Source organism: Streptomyces sp. DH24 (assembly GCF_029813775.1).
GTDB lineage: Bacteria > Actinomycetota > Actinomycetes > Streptomycetales > Streptomycetaceae > Streptomyces.
This window is the reverse complement of record NZ_JARVKW010000008.1, coordinates 25871-46063: the sequence shown is the minus strand read 5'-3', so window position 1 is coordinate 46063 and position 20193 is coordinate 25871. Positions and strand designations below refer to the sequence as shown.

The window sequence follows — 20193 nt, the reverse complement described above, 5'->3', positions numbered from 1 at the left end:
GACGCAAAGGGCCGTGGACACCGGGCAGTTCGCCCGCGTGTCCACGGCCTTCGCCGTCCGGTACGCCAGGAGCTAGTACGTCAGCCCGTGGCCCACGGGGTACAGCACCTGCGCCGGGTCGTCCGCCCGCTGCACCGGCACGGGCAGCTTGCCGCGCGGCGCGACCCGGCCCGCGATCACCCGGGCCGCCGCGCGCACCTCCACGTCGGTCCACGAGTAGGACGCCAGGAAGGCCGGCACGTCCGGCAGATGGGCCACGTCGTACGGGTTGCGGACGGCGACCGCCACGACCGGCTTCCCGGTCGCCCGGAGCTCCCGCACCAGCGACTTCTGGGAGCTGCTCGCCGTCACGTTGTACGTCGCGACCACCACGGCGTCGGCGTCCTGCGCCGCCGCGACCGCCCGGGCGATGGTCGCCGAGGACGGGGCGGTGCCGGTGGACAGCGCGGTGGCGGTGAAGCCCAGCCCGGTGAGCGCGGCGGCCAGCACGCCGGTCGGCGGTCCGGTGGTGCCCGACGGGGAGGCCGGGTCGGCGCCGACGACCAGGAGTTTGCCGTGCTCGCTCGGCGCCAGCGGCAGCAGCCCGCCCTCGTTCACCAGCAGCGTCGTCGTCCGCTCGGCGATCCGGTCGGCCGCGATCAGGTGCTGGCGCACGCCGACCGCGCGGTCCACGCCGCCGTGGCTGACGTACGCGTCCTCGAACAGGCCGAGCTTCGCCTTCATCCGCAGCACACGGAGGATCGATTCGTCGAGCCGTTCCTCGGTGAGCTCGCCGGTGCGCACGGCCGTCAGCACCGCGTTCCACGCGATATCCAGGTTCGGCGGGTTGAGCAGCTGGTCCACGCCCGCCTTCAGCGCCAGCACCGGCACCCGGTCGTCGCCGTACTTGGTGCGCACGCCCTGCATGCCGAGGGAGTCGGTGACCACGACACCGTCGTAGCCGAGCTCCTCGCGCAGGATGCCGGTGAGGATCGGCCGGGACAGGGTGGCCGGGTCGCCGGAGTCGTCGAGCGCCGGGACCATGATGTGGGCGGTCATGATCGAGTCGATGCCGGCCGCGATCGCCGCGCGGAACGGCGGCGCGTCCAGCGCGTCCCACTGGCCGCGGGTGTGCGTGATGACCGGGAAGCCGTAGTGGCTGTCGGTCTCGGTGTCGCCGTGGCCGGGGAAGTGCTTGGCGGTGGCCGAGACCCCGGACGCCTGGAACCCGGTGACCTCGGCGGCGACCAGCTCCGCCACGGCCTCGGGGTCGGAGCCGAAGGACCGTACGCCGATGACGGGGTTGGCCGGGTTGACGTTCACGTCGGCGACGGGGGCGTAGTCCTGCCGGATGCCCATGGCGTGCAGCTCGCGGCCCGCGATGCGGCCGAACGTGCGGGCGTCGGAGCGCGAGCCGCCCGCGCCGATGGCCATGGCGCCCGGGAACAGCGTCGCGGGCTTGCCGACCCGGGCGACGATGCCGTGTTCCTGGTCGGTGGAGATCAGCACGGGCAGCCCGCGCGGCAGCTCCAGCGAGGCCTTCTGGATGCCGTTCGACAGATCGGCGATCTGGTGCGGGTCACGGGTGTTGTGCGCCCACGTGAAGTAGATGATGCCGCCGACCCGGTACTTGGCGATCAGCTCCGCCGGGCTGCGGACGCCGATCTCCTTGAGGTTGGCGTCGACGTCGGCCTGGTCCGGTGCGGTGGCGGAGTGGCCGTAGACCCGCATCACGAAGAGCTGGCCGACCTTCTCCTCCAGCGTCATGCGGGAGATGAGGCCGCGGAGTTTGCTGTCGTCGAGCGGTGCGGCCTGCGCGGTGCCACCGACCGCGAGGGCGGCGGTGACGCCCGCGGTGGCGGCGAGGACGGTACGTCTGGAGGGTCGTGCGGTGTTCCCTGTGCTGTTCGTGCTGCTGTGGTGCACGTGCGCTCCTTCCGGAGGTGATCCGCCGAGGATCCTGAAGGAAACTTCCGAGGAGTCACCAATATCCGGGAAGTTTCTGCCAGTCAAGGGAACGGACAGGAGCACGCGGGAGCCGACGGCACCCGTGCGGAGCAGGAGAGCCGCGCCGACGGCGGCGTACCGCCCCTCAGCGGGACGCGTGGGCCGACTGGCGCGGCCAGTGCTCCCGCAGCGTCCGCACGGTCTCCGCGATCGCCGGACGCCGCGCCGCCCCCGTCCGCCACAGCGCGTACAACCGCCGTACGGGCATGGGGTCCAAAGTCACCTCCACCACGCCGTCGGGCAGCGGGCCGCGCCCCAGCCGGGGGATGACCGCGATGCCGAGGCCGGCGGCGACCAGGGCGACCAGGGTCGGGTTCTCGTCGGCCTGGTGGACGATGTCCGGCTCGTGCCCGGCCGCCCGCAGGGTCCGCGTCAGCCAGTCGTGGCAGACCCGCCCCGGCGGCTGGCAGATCCACCGCTCCCCGCCCAGCTCCGCACGCCGCACACCCTCCCGCCCGGCGAACCGGTGCCCGGCCGGCACCAGCAGATCGCACAGGTCCTCACCGATGACGGCCTGCTCCACGCCCGCCGGCGCGGGCAGCGGCGCGATGTCCCAGTCGTGGGCCACCACCAGATCGACGGCGCCCTTGGCGACCAGGTCCACGGACAGATGGGGGTCGATCTCGGTCAGCCGGGTGTCGAGCGCCGGGTGCCGCCGCGCCAGGTCGGCCAGCACCGGGGGCATGAGCCCGCGCGCCGCCGACGCGAACGCCGCGACGGTCAGCCGCCCCGACGGCACCCCGCGCCGCAGCTCCAGCTCGGTCTCGGCACGCTCCACCAGCGCCAGCAACTCCTGTGCCGTCGCCGCGAGTTGGCGCGCCTCGTCGGTGAGGCGGACGCCGCGCCCCTCCCGCTCCAGCAGCACCGTCCTCGTCTCCCGCTCCAGCTTGGCGATCTGCTGGGACACGGCGGAGGGCGTGTACCCGAGCGCGGCGGCAGCGGCGCCCACGGTGCCGTGCAGGGAGACGGCGTGCAGGGCGCGCAGCCGCTGGAGATCGAGCACGGGAACCTCCGGGGACAACGGCCGATCGATTAGCGATGCTCCATCCAACCATGCAGGAATCATCGCTGGTGCTGAACGGTCCGGGCGCGTGATCCTCGACGCATGCGACCTTCCCACCTCTTCCTCGCCGTGCTCGTGGCCGCCGTCTGGGGCGTGAACTTCACGGTCATCGAGATCGGCCTCGACCACTTCCCGCCGCTGCTGTTCTCGGCGCTGCGCTTCCTGGCGGCGGCCCTGCCCGCCGTGTTCCTCGTGGGCCGCCCGAAGGTCGCGTGGAAGTGGATCGCCGGGGTGGGCCTGATCCTGGGCGTGGCCAAGTTCGGCCTGGTCTTCGTCGGCATGGACCAGGGCATGCCGGCGGGACTGTCCTCACTGGTCCTGCAGATCCAGGCGGTGTTCACGGCGGTGATCGCGGTGGCCGTCCTCGGGGAGCGCCTGAACCGCGTGCAGCTCACCGGGATGACGGTGGCCGTCGGCGGTGTGGTCGTGGCGGCGGTCGACGAGGGCACCGGCGGCCCGCTCGCCGGGTTCGTGCTGGTGGTCGCGGGCGCCCTGGCCTGGGGCATCTCCAACGTCCTGACGCGCCGGGCGTCCCCGCCGGACGCGCTGAACTTCATGGTGTGGGTGAGTACGATCCCCGTCCTCCCGCTGTTCGCCCTGTCCCTCCTGCTGGAGGGCCCGGACCGGGACCTGGCTGCGCTGCGCGGCCTGGACTGGCAGGGCACGGGCGCGATCCTGTTCGTCGCCTGGGTCAGCACGGTGTTCGGCTTCGGCGCCTGGGGCTGGCTGCTGCACCGTCACCCGGCGTCCACCGTGGCCCCGTTCTCGCTGCTGGTGCCGGTGTTCGGCATGACGTCGGCGGCCGTGTTCCTGGGCGAGCCGGTGAGCCCGCTGCGCTGGTGCGCGGCGGTCCTGCTGGTGGGCGGGGTGGCGCTGACGTCCCTGACACGGGGGCGTCCGGCGGCGGACGGTGGCGGTGGGGCACCGGCTCCGGCACCGGCGTCGGCACCGGTGCCGGTGGCTCAGGCGGGCGTGGTGGTCCCGGCGGGCGTGGTGGTCCCGGCGGGCCCGGTGGTCTCGGCAGGCCCGGTGGACCCGGCAGGCCCGGTGGGCCAGTTGGCTCGCGCGGACTCGTTGGCTCAGGCGGCCCCGGCGGCCCCGGCGGTCCCATCGGCTCAGGCGGGCCCGGTGGTCCCGGCGGGCCCGGTAGAACCGGCAGACCCGTTGGCTCAGGCGGCCCCGGCGGCCCCGGTGGTCAACTCGCCCGGTACGTGAGCCGGGGAGGGAGCCAGTGCGTGAGCCCGGCCGGGAGCCAGTGCGCGACCGCGCCTGTCACGCCGACTCGTTGAGCAGCCGGGACAGGTGGTCCCGGCCCGCCGCCAGCAGGTCCGGAAGCGGGGCCGCCGCCTCGTACCACCGCTTCTCGTACTCCCAGCACAGCCAGCCGTCCCAGCCGTGCCGCGAGAGCACCTCCACGCACTCGGCCAGCGGCAGGACGCCCTCGCCCAGCGGCAGCGGCGTCGTGTCGTCGGGCGAGGCGATGTCCTTGACCTGGACGTAGCCGAGGTGCGGGGCGAGCGCCGCGTACGTGTCGGTCGGCTGCTCACCGCCCAGCCACGTGTGCATCACGTCCCACAGGGCGCCGACCTGCCGGTGGCCGACCAGGCCGAGGACGCGCATCGCGTCGGCGCCCGTGCGGTGCGAGTCGTGGGTCTCCAGCAGGATGCGCACGCCCACGTCGGCGGCGTGCTCGGCGGCCGTGCCGAGGCGCCGGGCCGCCGTCGCGTCCGCCTCCTCGGAGCTCTGGCCGGGGGTGCCGCCGGGGAAGACCCTGACGTACGGGGCGCCCAGGTCGCCGGCCAGGTCGAGCAGCGCGCGCAGTTCCGTGAGCACGGGCTCGTCGTCGCCCGGCGCGGCCACCTTCGGGTAGCCCGCGAGGCCCAGGAGTTCCACGCCGGCCGCCTCGAAGTCGGCGGCGACAGCGGCACGTTCGGCCGCGCCGAGGCCCGGGTGGACCGGTTCCTCGGGGTGGGCGCGCAGTTCCACGCCGTGGTAGCCGTGTTCGGTCGCCAGCCGCAGCACGTCGGGGTGGGGCAGGCCGGGGACGCCGAGGGTGGAGAACGCCAGCTTCATGTCCACGGACCCTACCCGGCACCGCCCCGGGCAGTCCTTCTTCACTCTCCGGCTTCACTCCCCGGGCGTCGCGCGCAGGGCACCCGCCCGTCCACGACCCGATCCGCCCCCGGTCTACTCGGCGCTCGCCGCCCGGTACACGCACACCTGCGCGCCGGCCGGTCCCGTCGTCGCGGACACGAGCTCGAAGGCGTGCTTGCCGCCGTCGTCGGGGAAGATCGTCTTGCCGCCGCCGAGCACCACGGGCATCACGATGAGCCGCAGTTCGTCGACCAGGCCCTGGGCGATCAGCAGACGGGCGAGCGACGGGCTGCCCATGACCAGCAGGCTGCCGCCCTCCTGCTCGCGCAGTTTGCCGATGTGGGCGACCGCCTCGGCGCCGGGAATCAGCGCCGTGTTGTCCCAGGTCAGGTCGGACTCGCCGAGCGTCCCGGAGACGACGTACTTGCGGATGGAGTTCATCCGGTCCGCGAACGGGTCCCCGGCACGGTCCGGCCACGCCTGCGCCATCACCGACCAGGTGCGACGCCCGAACAGCAGGGCGTCCGCCTCGTCCAGCGCCACGTCGAACGCACCGCCGACGACCTCCGGGTCGAAGTACGCGTGCGTCCACCCACCGTGCGCGAACCCCCCGTCGGTGTCCTCCTGCGGCCCGCCGGGGGCCTGCACAACACCGTCGAGGCTGATGAACTCGCTGATGACGATACGCATGACGCTTGCTCCTGTTCACTGGTCGAGCGCTTACGGCAGAGAAGACCGGGGGGTCGCACGGAAATCATCGGCGCGGGAGGGGCCAGTTCCGCGGACTGCCGGGCGGTGTGTTCTCGGGGCGCCGACGCCACCGACCGGGGGCAGATCCTCCGGCCGCCACGCGAGCGGGCCGGAGCCCCCGCAGGGGTTCCGGCCCGCCCGTGTCACCGCGGAACCGCCGTGGCCGCTCTCACGGAAGGCCCCGCGTCAGCGGAACCGCGCCCGTACGGTGTCCCGCGCGGTCTCGGTGCCGCGCTCCACCAGCCGTACGACGATCGTGCGGTGGCCCGTGCCGTACGACGACGTCGTCAGCGCGAACGACCAGTCGGCCAGCCCTTCGGCGGGGCGCCAGGCGGCCGGGTCGGCCGGCGCGTTGCGGGCGACGACCTGCCACTCGACGCGGGCGTCCGGGACGACCCGGAAGCTCGTCCGCGCGACCTGCGACGGAGTGCCGTCGCGCACCGCGCGGGCGTACAGCACGTGCTCGCCCACGCCGAGCCGCCCGGCCTCCACCCGCCAGGTGCCGGTGGCCTCGTCGAGCTGCGCGGAGAGCGGGGAGCCGAAGTCCTCGTCGTCCACGGACACCTGCACCCGGTGGGTCTCCGGCCGGCCGCCGACGCCCTCGGGGTCGGTGCCCGCGTCGGGGACCGCGAAGTGGCCGCCGGCCACGACCGTCTCCCCCTCGCGGACCTCGCCGCCGTCCGCCGGTGCCGCGACGCCGGCGCCGAAGTCGAGGCCGGAGGGCGGCAGCGCGGCCGGGTCGAGGGCGAGCCGGGTGGCGTGGTCGCCCTCGTGTCCCACCGCGAGCAGCGCGGTGGTGTCGGAGAGCAACTGCACCGTCAGCTGCTCCCCGGTGAAGGCGGGCCGGGCGGTCTCGAACTCGACGGTGATCTTCGTCCACGCGCCGGTGACGGGCCGGGCCGTGGCCTTGCCGCGGCCTATCTCCCGGTCGGTGGCGAGCAGGACGACGGACGGGCCGACGAGGGCCGCGGGCGCCCGGGTCCGCACGTACAGCTCGGCCCGCGCCTTCGAGCCGGCGGCGAGCGGCGCGTCCAGGGTGTCGGCGGACGGGTAGGCGGCCGTGGGCAGGTACGGCGCCGCGGACGACAGGGTGTCGCCGACCGCGCAGCCGTCCGCGTCGCCCGCCCGGTCGGTGCGGTCCATGGTCCGCTCGCCCGAGCAGTCGGGCCCCTGGTGCAGGTAGTAGGCGAAGGCCCCCTCCGAGTACGCCCCTTGACCGGCGCCCGTGGTCTCCTGCCGGGCGGCGAGGACGCGGCGCAGCACGCTCAGCGTGCCGTCGGGCGTGGCCACGTCGTCCAGGCCGGCCGACACACCGCTGGGCAGCGGCGCGGGGTCCTCGGTGCCGTCGCCGTCCCGGTCGTAGCCGCCCCACAGGTGGTCGCGGACGGCCCGGTCGGCGGCGAAGAAGTCGTCCTCGGCGGGCCGTTCGGGCAGCAGGGCCCGGCCGAGCAGCACGTCCACGGCCCGCCGCGCGGTCTCCGGGGTGGCGGCGCCGTAGCCCTCGAAGAGGACGTTGCCGGCGGTGTGCGGTGCGGCAAGCGGCCAGCTCGCCGACGGCAGGTTGTCCGCGCCGAGCGGGAAGGCGTTCTTCAGGACGGCCTCGCGCAGCTCGCCCCGGGTCAGCCTGCCGTCGCGCAGGTACACGCTCGCGTCGCGCGCGGTGCCCTCGGCGACGACCTGGCCGTCCTTCTGCCCGGCCCGCCGGTCGCCGATCGCGTCGCGCACCCGTTGCAGCGTCGTGCCGAACACACCGGCGGTGTACGGCGTCGCCGCCGAGGTGCCGCTGAACTGGTCCTGGCACAGCACCCCGGTGTGGCAGGCGGACGGCAGGCTGCCGATGCCCCACGACGACAGGTGCACCGGCACGCCGTCGCCGACCACGGCCCGCTGGTCGTTGCGGCGCAGCGCGCCGACGGTGATGTTCCAGTCGGGTCCCGTCTGGTCGGAGTGCCAGGTGCTGACGGGCACGTCGAAGGCGTTGCCGACGCCGTTGCCCGCCGCGAACAGCACGGTCTGGCCGCGCTCGGCGGCCTCCTTGGTGACCTCCTCGCCGCTGAGGACGGGGCCGACGGGGACGCCGCCGACGTATCCGAAGGAGTGCGAGGTGATGTCCACCCACGGGTACGCCGTCGCGACGGTCTCGTCCAGCCCTTCGACCATGACGAGCAGGCAGGTCGGGCAGTAGCCGTAGCGGTTGCCGGCCGACACGGACGCGGAGCCGGTGCCGTGGCCGTGGTCGTCGAGGACCGGGTGGGCGCCGTCGACGCTCGACGAGTACGCCCCGATGATCTTCGTGCCGGGGATCCAGTGGAGCTGCCCGCCCCTGACCCGCTCACCGGTCCACAGGGCCTTGTCCTCCTCGGGCAGGTAGCCCTTGCCGAGGGTGACGGGGATCGCGGGCGCGGAGGCCGGGTAGCCGGGGATGTACTCCGAGGGGTGCCGGGTGAAGTTCCGGGTCAGCTCCAGCACGTCCGGGTCGGGGTAGGTGCGGGCGGAGAACTCCAGGTGGTACGGGTTGATGCCGGTGTCGGCCACGCCGATGACGGTGACCGGCGGGGCCGCGTCCAGCCGGTCGGCGTCGCCGACGAGCACGGAGGTGGTCTCGCGCCGCTCCAGGCCGCGCGCGTCGGTCGCCTTGAGGGTGACCAGGTGCCGTCCCTCGGGCAGGAGCGGCGTGACGGTGGTGCCCGTGCCGTCGTCGAAGCGGCCGTCGCCGTCCAGGTCCCAGGCCGCCGCCACCGGGTCGGTGCCGCCGGTGACCGTGCCGGCGAGCCGCTGCTCGGCGCCCGTCTCGAACGCGTACGGGCCGCCCGCCTTCACCACCGGCCGGGGGTCGGCGCCGCCGGAGCGGGCGACGACCCGCGCGGTCACGTCGGCCGTGACCGTGGCCCACTTGACGGCGACGACCGTCCAGGTGCCCGGCGCCGGGTCGGCCACGGACGTCTTCTCCGGGTGCCCGGAGGACTCCGAGCGGGCCACGACCGTGCCGGACGGGTCGGTGACGCGCAGGTCGTAGTCCTGCTCCTGCGTCGTCCAGGACAGGCTGACGTCCAGGGACCGCACCCCGGCCGGCACCTCGAAGGGAAACTCCACGCTCTGGTCGGCCGGGAACAGGCCGGGCGTGGCGTCCGTCTTCGTCTCGTCGAGCAGCTCGCCGCTCGTCTCCTCGCCCACGACGGCCGTCACGGTGTCGCTGGTGCGCGCGCCCGCGGCGTCGGTGACGGTGAGCTCCACCGGGTACGTGCCCGGGGCGAGCCCGGTCGCGTCGAAGGCGGGGCTCGCCGAGTCGGCGCCGGTGAGTTCACCCCGCGCGGCCGTCCAGGACCAGGTGTACGGCGGGGTGCCGCCGTAGGCGCTGCCGAGCAGCGGGGCCTTGCCGCCCGTGGTGAGGAAGGGGCTGTCGCCCGCGTCGGCGTGCGGCGGCGCGGGATCGGCGGACGGGCCGGGCGTGCCGGTGCGGGCGGTGCCGGTGACGTCCACCGTGCCGCTCACCGGCTGCCTGACCTCCCCGTCGGCGCCGACCCGCCGGCCGTCGACCGTGGAGACGGTGACGTCCGCGCCCTCCGCCGCGCCGGCGCCCGTGAGGGGCAGCAGCGACAGGGCCAGGGCCAGCGCGGCGACGGTGGCGGTACGGCGGAATCGTCTGCGTGCGCGTGGCGTCATCCCCTGCTCCACTTCTGCGCGCAGGTCTTCAGGTCGGCCTTGACGCGCTGCCCGCGGTCGACCACGACGGGCACCTGCTGCAGGACCTTGCCGCCCTTCTCGCAGGAGAGCGTCCAGTTCTCCACGAGCCCGCCGACCTCCTCGGTGGTGGTGTCGTAGAGGGAGGCGGCCAGCTCCCAACTCGGCGTCACGGACGCCCAGTTCTCCACGCGCAGCACGTACTCGCCCTGCGCGGGCGCGTCGAGCAGCACCCGCTCCTTCTCACCGACGGAACCGGTGGACCGTCCGGCCTCCGTGAGCGTGCCGTCGGCGCCCCGGCGCAGCACGTACAGGTCGAGGTCGTCCGGAGTGGGCCAGTCGAGCCGTACCTCCATCAGGTCGGCGTCCCGGTCGACGGTGAACGTGTGCTCCGTGGGCTGCGCGGGCGCCGTCGTGCCCGTGTACGTCTGCCGCTTCAGCGGTTCGGAGCCGATCACCTGGATCTGGCGGGCCTTGACGACGGGCCGGGTGGAGGGGTTGACGTGCCAGGTGTAGGTGCCGGACGCGCCGACGGTCAGGGTGGTGTCGAGGGTGTCCGTGATGCTGCCGGACCAGGTGGGCGTGGCGAACGTCTTCTTCAGCCGCAGCGTGGCCCCGGCGGGCGCCTTGCCCGTGACGACCGAGTGCGCCGCCGGGTCGACGGCGTTCTCCAGCGCGAGCAGGAACGCCTCGCGGTTGCCCTTGCCGGCGTACGCGCCCGCGCCGAGGTACTCGTCGACGACCTCGGGGAACGGCGGGTGGAACTCGTCGGGCCCGATCTCGAAGGTGTAGCCGTAGCCGCCGGTCGCGTTGTACGACCAGTCCTCGGTGGTGCCGGTGGTGTCGTACAGCTGCCAGCTGTGCTGGCTGGTGTAACCGTTCTGCTCGGCCATCCGGTCGCCGAGTTCCTTCATCGCCGCCTCGTCCGGCGGGTCGCCCAGCGGCAGCCCGTCGGGGCCGGTGGTGTCGGGCGCGACGCCGTTCGGACGGAGGACCAGGTTGGAGAAGGTGTGGTTGGTGATGAGCCCGGTGACCTGGCGGCCGCTGATCAGTTCGCGGATGTTCCGCGTCTCCGGCTCGGAGAACGGCCCGGCGCCCCGGTAGGTGGCCTGCACCGGCTCCGCCGCCGCGCCCGGACCGCCCCAGAAGCCGCCGTAGTTGCGGTTCAGGTCGACGCCCGCGCCGAAGCCGCCGGGGCTGCTCGCGAGGCCGCACTCGTTCGCGAGGGGCGCCGTACCGTCGGCCGTGCGGCAGTTCTTGCGCTTGTAGGCGTTGCCGGGGGTGGCCAGGATCGAGCCGGTGCCACCCTCGTCGATCGTGCGCAGGTCGATCAACTGGCCGTCGTTGAAGGACTTCTCGAAGCCGTCCACGTTGACCACGGGCACGACGACCACGCGGGCCTTCTTCAGCAGGGCGGTGATGCGCTCGTCGGTGCCGTGGTTGCGGGCCAGGTCGAAGGCGAACTCGATGGCGTGCTCGCCGGAGGGCCACTCCCGGGCGTGGTGCAGGCCGAGCATCAGGAACACGGGCCGGCCGTCCTCGGGCGCGTCCACGCCGTGCGCGATCTCCACACCGTGCACGGCCTTGCCCTCAAGGCTGCGGTGAGGCAGCGTCACCTTCCTGACCAGCCCCGGGTGTTGCGCGACCAGCCGGTCCATGTCGGCGTTGTAGTCGCCGAGTCCGCGGTAGGCGTCCCGGCCCGAGGGCAGCGGCGAGGTCGCGGTGGCGGCGGCGTAGGCGCGGTTGGCCGCGTTGACGTCGGACTCGCGCTCGACCAGGTCGGGGATGCGGACCTTCCAGTCGAAGCCGGCGCCGGCCAGCGCCAGTTGGTCGGCGGCGCGGTGCAGGACGACCTCGACGTAGTCGTGGCCGGCGTGCTCGGTCAGGTCGAGGCCGAGCGCGACGAGCCGGTCCTTGTCGGCCCGGGTCGGCGTGCTCACCGTCACCAGCTGCGGCCGGAAGACGTCGGCGGCGGCGGCCGGGGCCTGCGCGCCGGGCGCCACCCCGCCACCGATCACGGCGGCGGTCACCACCACGGCACAGGCGATCAGTCTGCTTCGGCGGGAGAGCCGCGGCGCACCCACCGGTCGCCTCAATGAACCACCCACATGAACTCCTGCTGCTCATGGGGCACACCGGCGGATCGGGAACCCGCCTTGTGGGCGGCCGGACCAGCGGACGTGCCCGCTCAGGTGGGGGTGGCGGACAGAATGTATCCCTCCGGTTATGCCGCGTACAGGGATCGGTGCGAACGGATTTCCGGGGGCGTCGGGGGAGCACGCCGGGCGGCGGTGTGAGGGACCTGCCGGTCGTTGCGGCCGGGCGCATCTCCTGGCCCGCGCCCGCGGTTCCCGGAGCGGGCCGAACACCGACCTGATCGCCGCGCGGGTGCCGTGCGCGGGGCGGAACAGGCCCCCGTGGCGGCCCGAGGGCCCGCCCGGCGACGGACACCGCACGCCCTGCGGCGGCACGGCACAGCCATCCCCAGCCGGGCGCCCCACCCCCAACCCCCGCCCGAATCCCGCAACTTGCCCCTTACCGTCACACCCTCGTCACGCCTTCTTCACCCCACGGCATACATGTCCATGTCACGCTCCGACTGGCCGCTCCATCAACCCGCGTAGATCGGACTCCCCATGCCCGTGACACCCATACGCCGCCGCTGGAAGACGCTCGCCCTGGCCACGTCGGCCGTCCTGGTCGGCCTCACCGTCCCCGCCCTGACCGCCTCACCGGCCGGGGCGACGACGACCGCGTACGACACCACGTACTACGCTCCCGCGATCGGCAAGACCGGCACGCAGCTGAAGACCGCGCTGCACGGGATCATCGACGACCAGACCAAGCTGTCGTACTCGGCGGTCTGGGAGGCGCTGAAGGTCACCGACCAGGACCCGGCCAACGCCAACAACGTCAAGCTGCTCTACTCGGGCATCTCCCGCAGCAAGTCGCTCAACGGCGGCGACCTGGGCGACTGGAACCGCGAGCACGTCTGGGCCAAGTCCCACGGCGACTTCGGCACCACCACCGGTCCCGGCACCGACCTGCACCACCTGCGCCCCGAGGACGTCCAGGTCAACAGCATCCGCGGCAACAAGGACTTCGACAACGGCGGCAGCAGCTTCACCAACTCCGGCGGCAGCCTCACCGACTCGAACTCCTTCGAGCCCCGCGACGCCGTCAAGGGCGACGTGGCCCGCATGATCCTCTACATGGCCGTCCGCTACGAGGGCGACGACAGCTGGCCCGACCTGGAGCCCAACGACTCGGTCACCAACGGCACTTCGCCGCTGCACGGGCGCCTGTCGGTCCTGAAGCAGTGGAACGTCGAGGACCCGCCGGACGCCTTCGAGGAGCGCCGCAACCAGGTCATCTACGACCGCTACCAGCACAACCGCAACCCGTTCATCGACCACCCGGAGTGGGTCGAGTCGATCTGGTAGCACCACCGGGAACGGCGGCCGCCGGGTTCCTTCCTCGCACGGAGCCCGGCGGGGCCACCCACCGCGTGGGCCGACCGGTCACCTTCGTTCAGCCGTCGCCCAGATGCGTCGCCGCGAACATCCGCAGTACCGCCGGGAGCACCACCACCGAAGGGCCGGGTGACGCCAGCGCCTTCGCCAGGTCCGTCTCCAGGGTCTCCGGAGCCGTACGCGTCCCCGGTACCCCGAAGGACTCCGCCAGGGCCACGAAGTCCGGGCGGGTCAGTTCCGTCGCCGTCGCCTCGCCGAAGGCGTCCGTCATGTACTCGCGCAGGATGCCGTAGCCGCCGTCGTCGACGATCAGCCAGGTGACGTTCAGGTCGTACTGCCGGGCCGTGGCCAGCTCGGCGACCGAGTACAGCGCGCCGCCGTCGCCCGAGACCGCCAGCACCGGGCGGGTCGGGTCGGCGACCGCCGCGCCGAGGGCCGCCGGGAAGCCGTAGCCGAGGCCACCCGCGCCCTGCCCCGAGTGCATCGTGTTGGGGGCCTTGGCGTCGAACGCCGACCACGCCCAGTAGGCCAGGATCGTCATGTCCCAGAAGGACGGGGAGCCGGCCGGGAGCGCCCTGCGGACGGACGCCAGCACGTCCTGTTCCAGGGTGAGTTCCTGGGAGGCGATGCGGGCGGCGACCTTGGCCAGCAGGTCCCGGACCCGGTCCGGTGCCGTCTCGTCCCGCCTCGGCTCCACCGTCTCCAGCAGGGCCTGGAGCGCCAGGCGCGCGTCGGCGTGGATGCCGAGGGCCGGGTGGTTGGACTCCAGCTTGCCGAGGTCCGCCTCGATCTGGATGACGCGGCCACGCGGCCTGAACGTGTGGTAGTTCGAGGACAGTTCGCCCAGGCCCGAGCCGATGACCAGGAGTACGTCCGCGTCCTCCAGGAAATCCGTCGTGTGGCGGTCCTCCAGCCAGGACTGCAGGGACAGCGGGTGCGTCCAGGGGAACGCGCCCTTGCCGCCGAAGGTGGTCACGACCGGGGCCGACAGCTTCTCCGCGAGCTGCCGCAGCTTGCCCGACGCGTCCGCGCGGACCACTCCCCCGCCCGCGATGATCGCCGGGCGGGAGGCCGAGGACAGCAAGTGCGCCGCCAGCGCCGTCAGTTCCGGGCGCGGGGGCAGTTCCTCCGGGGTCGCGTCCAGGGCCGTGACCACCGGCAGGGACGTCCCGGTCAGCAGCACGTCCTGCGGGATCTCCACCCACACCGGGCCGTGCGGGGCCGTCAGCGCCGACTTCCAGGCCGCCGCGATCGCGGACGGGATCTGGGACGGGGTGCGGACGGTGTGGACCGACTTCACCACGCCCCGGAACGAGGCCGCCTGGTCGGGGAGTTCGTGCAGGTAGCCGTGCCGGCCCCCGCCCAGGCCCGCCGTCGGGACCTGGCTGCTGATCGCCAGCACCGGGGCCGAGGCCGCCGCCGCCTCCTGGAGCGCCGCCAGGGACGTCAGCGCGCCCGGCCCCGTCGACAGCAGCAGCGGCGCCGCCTCGCCGGTGATCCGGCCGTACGCGTCCGCCGCGAACCCGGCGTTGTTCTCCACGCGCAGGCCGACGTACCGCAGGTCCGAGCGGCGCAGCGCGTCGAACATGCCGAGGGCGTGCTGGCCGGGCAGCCCGAACACGGTCGTCGCGCCGAGCCCGGCCAGCGTCTCCACGACCAGGTCTCCGCCGTTGCGGCCGGGGGGAGGATTCAGCGCGGCCTCCGTCTGGGCCGGCGTGGGACGGAGCTCCAGGTCGTGGTCGTGGGTCACTTGCCCTCGTTCTCCTCGCGCGCCGCCGCGATCCGGCGGGACATGATCGTCGTCAGTTCGTACGCCGTGTGCGAGGCCGCCACCGACGTGATCTCCGCGTGGTCGTAGGCGGGTGCCACCTCGACGACGTCCGCCGACACCAGGTTGCAGGATGCCAGCCCGCGCAGGATCTCCAGCAGTTCGCGGGAGGTCATGCCGCCCGCCTCGGGGGTGCCGGTGCCGGGCGCGTGGGCCGGGTCGAGGCAGTCGATGTCGATGGAGATGTACAGCGGGCGGTCGCCGATGCGCTGGCGGAGCTGGTCGGCGATCTCGTCCACGCCGCGCCGCATCACATCGGCCGACGTCACGATGCCGAAGCCCATCTTCTCGTCGTCCGTGAGGTCCTGCTTGCCGTACAGCGGGCCGCGCGTGCCGACGTGGGAGAGCGCCTCGGTGTCGAGGATGCCTTCCTCCACCGCCCGGCGGAACGGGGTGCCGTGCGTGTACTCGGCGCCGAAGTACGTGTCCCAGGTGTCGAGGTGCGCGTCGAAGTGCAGCAGCGCGACCGGGCCGTGCTTCTTGGCGACCGAGCGCAGCAGCGGCAGCGCGATGGTGTGGTCGCCGCCGAGCGTCATCAGGCGGGCGCCGGTGCCGAGCAGGTCGTCGGCCGCCGCCTCGATGGTGTCCACGGCCTCGTTGATGTTGAACGGGTTCACGGCGATGTCGCCGCCGTCCGCGACCTGCGCGAGGGCGAACGGGGAGGCGTCCTGCGCCGGGTTGTAGGGGCGCAGCAGCCGGGACGCCTCACGGATCGCGTTGCCGCCGAAGCGGGCGCCCGGCCGGTACGAGACACCCGAGTCGAACGGCACGCCCACCACGGCGACGTCGGCGGTGCCGACCTCGTCCAGGCGGGGCAGCCGGGCGAAGGTCGCGGGGCCGGCGTACCGCGGCACGCGGGAGGAGTCGACGGGGCCGCGCGGTGTCTCGTTGCTGCTCATCAGGAATGCCTTCTTTCCTACGCTTCGTCGCGTATGTACTGCTTGGTTTCCGACTCTACTGGGGAGCCGGGACGGTTTCGGACACGGGTTCGGGGTCGCGCCCGGCGAGACGTTCGCGCCAGGCGGCGAGGACGGCCGCGTCGGTCGGCCGGGTCGCCAGGGAGACGACGAGGTAGGCGGCGAGCGACGCGAGCAGGCCGTAGTAGATCGGCTGGTTGGCGAGGATGCCGTGGGCCGCCATCAGGCCGATCACCGCGCCGCCGCCCACGACGACGGCGGCCAGCGCGCCCTGCGCGGTGCCGCGCTTCCACAGCAGCCCGCCGAGGATCGGCACGAGGAGCCCGCCGACGAGCAGGTTGTACGCCACGGTCAGCGCCTCGACGACGTTGTTGAGGGCGATCGCCGTGCCGATCACGCCGACGCCCATGACGAGGATGAAGACGCGGTTGCCCCTGACCTCGTCGTGCACCTCGTCGGACGGCCGGATCACGCCCCGCAGCCGCGCCCAGATGTCGTTGTTGGCGACGGTGGCGCAGGCGATGAGCGCGCCCGACGACGTCGACATCACGGCGGCGAGGGCGGCGGCCAGCACCAGACCGCGCACGCCCATGGGGAGTTCGTCCCTGACGATGGTGGCGAAGGCGTCGTCGGCGTTGGCGAGGTCCGGGTACAGCACCTTGGCGGCCGTGCCGATGACGGCGCCCGCGACGGCGTAGGCGAGGCAGTAGGTGCCGGCGACGGTGCCGCCCCACTTGGCGGTCCGGTCGCTGCCGGCGGTGAAGACGCGCTGCCAGATGTCCTGCCCGATGAGCATGCCGAACGTGTAGATCAGCACGTAGGTGAAGATCGTCTCGCCGCCGATGCCCAGCGGGTCGAAGTACTCGGTGGGCAGCTGCGCCCTCATCTCGCCGAAGCCGCCGGCCTTGACGACCGCGATGGGCAGCAACAGGAGCAGCACGCCGATGGTCTTGACGACGAACTGCACCATGTCGGTGAGCGTGATCGACCACATGCCGCCGAGCGTCGAGTAGGCGACGACGATCGAGCCGCCGAGGACGATCGCGAGGGTGCGGTTCATGTCGAAGAGGACGTCGAAGATCGTGGCGTACGCGATGGTCGACGTCACCGCGAGCATCAGCGTGTACGCCCACATGACGACACCGGAGATGACGCCCGCCCGGCCGCCGTAGCGCAGGTCCAGCATCTCCGAGACGGTGTAGACCTTCAGGCGGGCGATGCGGGCGGAGAAGAACACCGAGAGGGCGAGCAGGCCGAGGCCGATGGTGAACACCATCCAGGCGCCGGACAGCCCGTACTGGTAGCCGAGGCCGACGCCGCCGATGGTGGACGCGCCGCCGAGGACGATGGCGGCCATGGTGCCGGAGTACATACCCGGGCCGAGACGGCGGCCCGCCACCAGGAACTCGCTCTTGGACTTGGCGCGGCGCATGCCCCACCAGCCCATGGCCAGCATGCCGGCCAGATAGACGACGATCACGATGTAGTCGACGGCCATGGGGGGCCTCCTTCGCGCACTTCTCGGTGGCGTGTCGTGCAGTGGGAATGTCGCCGGTGCTCATCGCGGGGACATCCGCCCGTACCCGCGGCCGCCGGTCCGGACCGACCTTAGGTGGCCGGAAAGCGACTGCGAAGTGTACGTTTCATCCACTCGCACCGAACGGGATGGAGGAAACATCCACCATGCCGGACCCCGTGACCCCGGCGGCCCCGACCGCCCCGGCGGTCCCGGCAGCCCTCGCCGTACCGCCCACGCCGGCCGTGCCGCTGTCGGCCCTGCTGGCCCGCGAGGACCTGGGGCTGCGCCGGATCGCCGGGCCGGACGACCCGGGCGTCGCGATCCACTGGGCGCACACCTCGGAGATGGCCGACCCCTACCCGTATCTGCTGGGCGGCGAGCTGCTGCTGACGGCGGGCGTGCACGTCCCGGGGGCGGCGCGCGGGCACGTCCCGGGGGCGGCGGGCGGGCACGTCCCGGAGGCTGCGGGCGGCGACGGGGGCGCCGCCGGCTCCGGTGCGGGCGGGGGCCTGGCGGAGTACTTCGACGGTTACGTCGCCCGGATCGTCGCGGCGGGCGGCGCGGCTCTCGGGTTCGGTGTGGCGCCGGTGCACGACACGGTGCCGCGGGCCCTGGTCGAGGCCTGCGAGCGACACGGGCTGCCGCTGCTGGAGGTGCCGCCGCAGACCACGTTCTCGGGCGTGGCCCGCGCGGTCTGGCAGCTGATGGCCCAGGCCCGCCTGGCCGAGCTGCGGCGCGTCACGGAGGCGCAGCAGAGCCTGGCGGCGGCCGCGTCCCGCCCGGACCCGGTGCCGTCGGTGCTGCGGCAGCTGGCCCGGCGCCTGGGCGGGCGGGCGGTGCTGTACGGCCCGGAGGGCACGGAGATCGCGGCGGCGGGCCGCCCGGCGGACGAGCGGACGCGGCGGGCACTGGCGGAACTGACGCGCGTGGTACGCCCACTGCCCGGCCGGAGCCGGACCCCGGAGGCGGCCTCACCGGCGACGACGCCCGGCTCCCCCGCCGAGACACCGCCGGGCACCGGCCCGGACGGCCCCCGCCGCCCCGCACCGGTCCCCGCGCCCACCCCCGCCTCCGCCACCGACACCGTCGCCGGCCGTCATCTCGCGGCGTACTCCCTCGGCGCCGGGCAGGGGTTCGTGCTCGGGGTGGTCGCGCCGCAGCGGGAGGCCGGGGACCACACCATCGCCTCCGTCGCCGCCGTGCTGCTGTCCCTGCTGACCGGCGAGCACCAGAGCGGCACCGGCGCGGCCCGCTCCTCGGCCCTCGTACGGCTGCTGCTGGGCGCCCGGCCCGAGGACGTGGCACCGCTCCTCGGCGAGGGTGAAGGCGAGGGTGCAGGCGAAGGTGGCGGGGACGGCCCGGGCCACAGCCACGAAGGCGGCGCCGTGAGCGGGCGGTGGCGTGTCGTGCACGCCCGCCCCGCCACCGCCGCCGCCCCCGACGCCGTCGCGGCCTCCGCGCTGGGCGCCGCCCTCGGCTCCCCGCTGGTCGACCTGGGCCGGGACGCCGTACGGGTCGTGCTCCCGCCCGGCCCGGAACCGCGCCCGCAACCCGGCTGGACGCTCGGCGTGAGCGGCGCCGTCGGCCCGCACGACCTGCCGGCCGCCGACACCCAGGCGGCCCGTGCCCTGGGCCGGGCCCGCGCCACCCGGACGGCCCTGGCCCGGCACGGCGACCGCGCGGGCCTGGCCGCCCTGGTCCCGCCGGACGAGGCCGAGGCGCACGCCCGCGCCCTGCTCGCGCCGATCGCCACCACGCCCGCGCTCACCGAGACGCTGCGCACCTGGCTCTCCCTGCACGGCAGCTGGGACCGCACCGCGGTCGCCCTGTCCGTGCACCGCAACACCGTGCGCCAGCGCGTGGCCCGGTGCGCGACGCTGCTGGCGGCGGACCTGGACGACCCGGACGTACGGATGGAGCTGTGGTTCGCCCTGCGGCAGGTGTGACCGGCCGGAACAGTGACCCGCGTCCCAGCGTGCGGGACACCGGGGTCTGCCGCAGTTGCCTGCCTCACAATGGGAGCCATGCCGATACCCGGGACACCCAACCGCGCCGAACTCGTCGAACACCTCGTCAGGACCCGTATCGCGGGCGACGTCGCCACGCCGCGCGAGAACAACCTCTCGCACTACCGGAAACTGGCCAACGGCGACCGCAACTTCTGGCTCGGCCTGGAACTCGGTGACCGCTGGAGCGACGAGCAGGACGTCCTCGCGGTGATGGCCGAGCGGGTCGGCGTCAGCGACGACCCCGAGCACCGGTACGGGCAGGACACCATCGACCCCGAGCTGACCGTGGACGGACTGGAGCGGATGGCGGGCCGGCTGCGCAAGGCGGCGGATGGCGGCCAGCGCGTGCTGTTCGCGACCGGCCACCCCGGCGGCCTGCTGGACGTGCACCGCGCCACGGCCGCCGCGCTGCGCGCCGCGGGCTGCGAGATCGTGGTGATTCCGGAAGGGCTGCGCACGGACGAGGGATACGTCATGCAGTTCGCGGACGTGGCGGTGCTGGAGCACGGCGCCACGCTGTGGCACACGCACTCCGGCGAGCCGATGAGGGCCATCCTCACCGGCCTGGAGCGCGAGGGCCGCCCGCTGCCCGACCTGGTGGTCGCCGACCACGGCTGGGCGGGCTACGCCGGGCAGCACGGCGTCGACTCCGTGGGCTACGCGGACTGCAACGACCCGGCCCTGTTCCTCGCCGAGGCCGAGGGCACCGTGCAGGTGACGGTCCCCCTGGACGACCACGTGGTGAGCCCGCGCTACTACGACCCGATGACGGCGTACCTGCTGTCGGAGGCCGGCCTCACGGCGTAGGCACGGGCGCGCTCCGGAGAACTCCGGACGGGCCGGACGGGCCGGAGGCCGGACGGACTCCGGTCG

At 73.9% G+C, this 20193-nt stretch carries 12 protein-coding genes and 1 pseudogene; 4 read left to right on the top strand and 9 right to left on the bottom strand.

Annotation, left to right across the window (positions count from 1 at the left end):
* Positions 1-72: 72 nt before the first annotated feature.
* Entirely contained in the window at positions 73-1905 is a 1833-nt protein-coding gene (locus QC282_RS08850) for a glycoside hydrolase family 3 protein (RefSeq protein WP_279548696.1), read from the bottom strand.
* Positions 1906-2071: 166 nt separating this feature from the next.
* Positions 2072-2989: a LysR family transcriptional regulator gene (locus tag QC282_RS08845; RefSeq protein WP_279548695.1), complete on the bottom strand. Its 918-nt coding sequence runs from the start codon at positions 2987-2989 to the stop codon at positions 2072-2074.
* 102 nt (positions 2990-3091) lie between these two features.
* On the opposite strand from QC282_RS08845, the pseudogene QC282_RS08840 reads away from it, so the two are divergent.
* Positions 3092-3937 (top strand): annotated as a pseudogene (locus tag QC282_RS08840) (EamA family transporter); the annotation flags it as partial.
* A gap of 384 nt (positions 3938-4321) precedes the next feature.
* On the opposite strand, the gene QC282_RS08835 reads toward QC282_RS08840, so the two are convergent.
* From QC282_RS08835 to QC282_RS08820, 4 genes are all read right to left on the bottom strand, one after another.
* The gene (locus QC282_RS08835) at positions 4322-5122 is read right to left on the bottom strand and encodes a sugar phosphate isomerase/epimerase (RefSeq protein WP_279548694.1); all 801 of its coding nucleotides are present in this window, start codon (positions 5120-5122) and stop codon (positions 4322-4324) included.
* Positions 5123-5236: 114 nt separating this feature from the next.
* The gene (locus tag QC282_RS08830) at positions 5237-5833 is read right to left on the bottom strand and encodes a dihydrofolate reductase family protein (protein ID WP_279548693.1); all 597 of its coding nucleotides are present in this window, start codon (positions 5831-5833) and stop codon (positions 5237-5239) included.
* Positions 5834-6079: 246 nt separating this feature from the next.
* A complete protein-coding gene (locus QC282_RS08825) occupies positions 6080-9556 on the bottom strand; it encodes a S8 family serine peptidase (RefSeq protein ID WP_279548692.1) in 3477 nt (1158 codons plus the stop codon).
* The gene (locus QC282_RS08820) at positions 9553-11610 is read right to left on the bottom strand and encodes a M14 family zinc carboxypeptidase (RefSeq protein ID WP_279548691.1); all 2058 of its coding nucleotides are present in this window, start codon (positions 11608-11610) and stop codon (positions 9553-9555) included. Before QC282_RS08820 ends, QC282_RS08825 begins: the two co-directional genes overlap by 4 nt.
* A gap of 600 nt (positions 11611-12210) precedes the next feature.
* On the opposite strand from QC282_RS08820, the gene QC282_RS08815 reads away from it, so the two are divergent.
* Positions 12211-13017 (top strand): endonuclease I family protein, encoded by an 807-nt coding sequence (locus QC282_RS08815; protein ID WP_279548690.1) that lies wholly within the window; start codon positions 12211-12213, stop codon positions 13015-13017.
* Positions 13018-13105: 88 nt separating this feature from the next.
* On the opposite strand, the gene QC282_RS08810 is transcribed toward QC282_RS08815, so the two are convergent.
* From QC282_RS08810 to QC282_RS08800, 3 genes are read right to left on the bottom strand one after another with little or no spacing between them, the layout of a single operon-like run.
* Entirely contained in the window at positions 13106-14797 is a 1692-nt protein-coding gene (locus QC282_RS08810) for a thiamine pyrophosphate-binding protein (protein ID WP_279548689.1), read from the bottom strand.
* Entirely contained in the window at positions 14794-15774 is a 981-nt protein-coding gene (gene speB, locus QC282_RS08805) for an agmatinase (RefSeq protein ID WP_279548688.1), read from the bottom strand. The genes QC282_RS08810 and speB overlap by 4 nt, the downstream gene beginning before the upstream one ends.
* Positions 15775-15829: 55 nt before the next feature.
* Positions 15830-17290, bottom strand: a complete 1461-nt coding sequence (locus QC282_RS08800) for a sodium:solute symporter (RefSeq protein WP_279548687.1) — start codon at positions 17288-17290, stop codon at positions 15830-15832.
* 185 nt (positions 17291-17475) lie between these two features.
* On the opposite strand from QC282_RS08800, the gene QC282_RS08795 reads away from it, so the two are divergent.
* Positions 17476-19257, top strand: coding sequence for a PucR family transcriptional regulator (locus tag QC282_RS08795; protein ID WP_279548686.1), 1782 nt, complete (start codon positions 17476-17478; stop codon positions 19255-19257).
* Positions 19258-19335: 78 nt separating this feature from the next.
* Positions 19336-20127 (top strand): phosphatase, encoded by a 792-nt coding sequence (locus QC282_RS08790; protein WP_279548685.1) that lies wholly within the window; start codon positions 19336-19338, stop codon positions 20125-20127.
* The last annotated feature ends 66 nt before the right edge of the window (positions 20128-20193 follow it).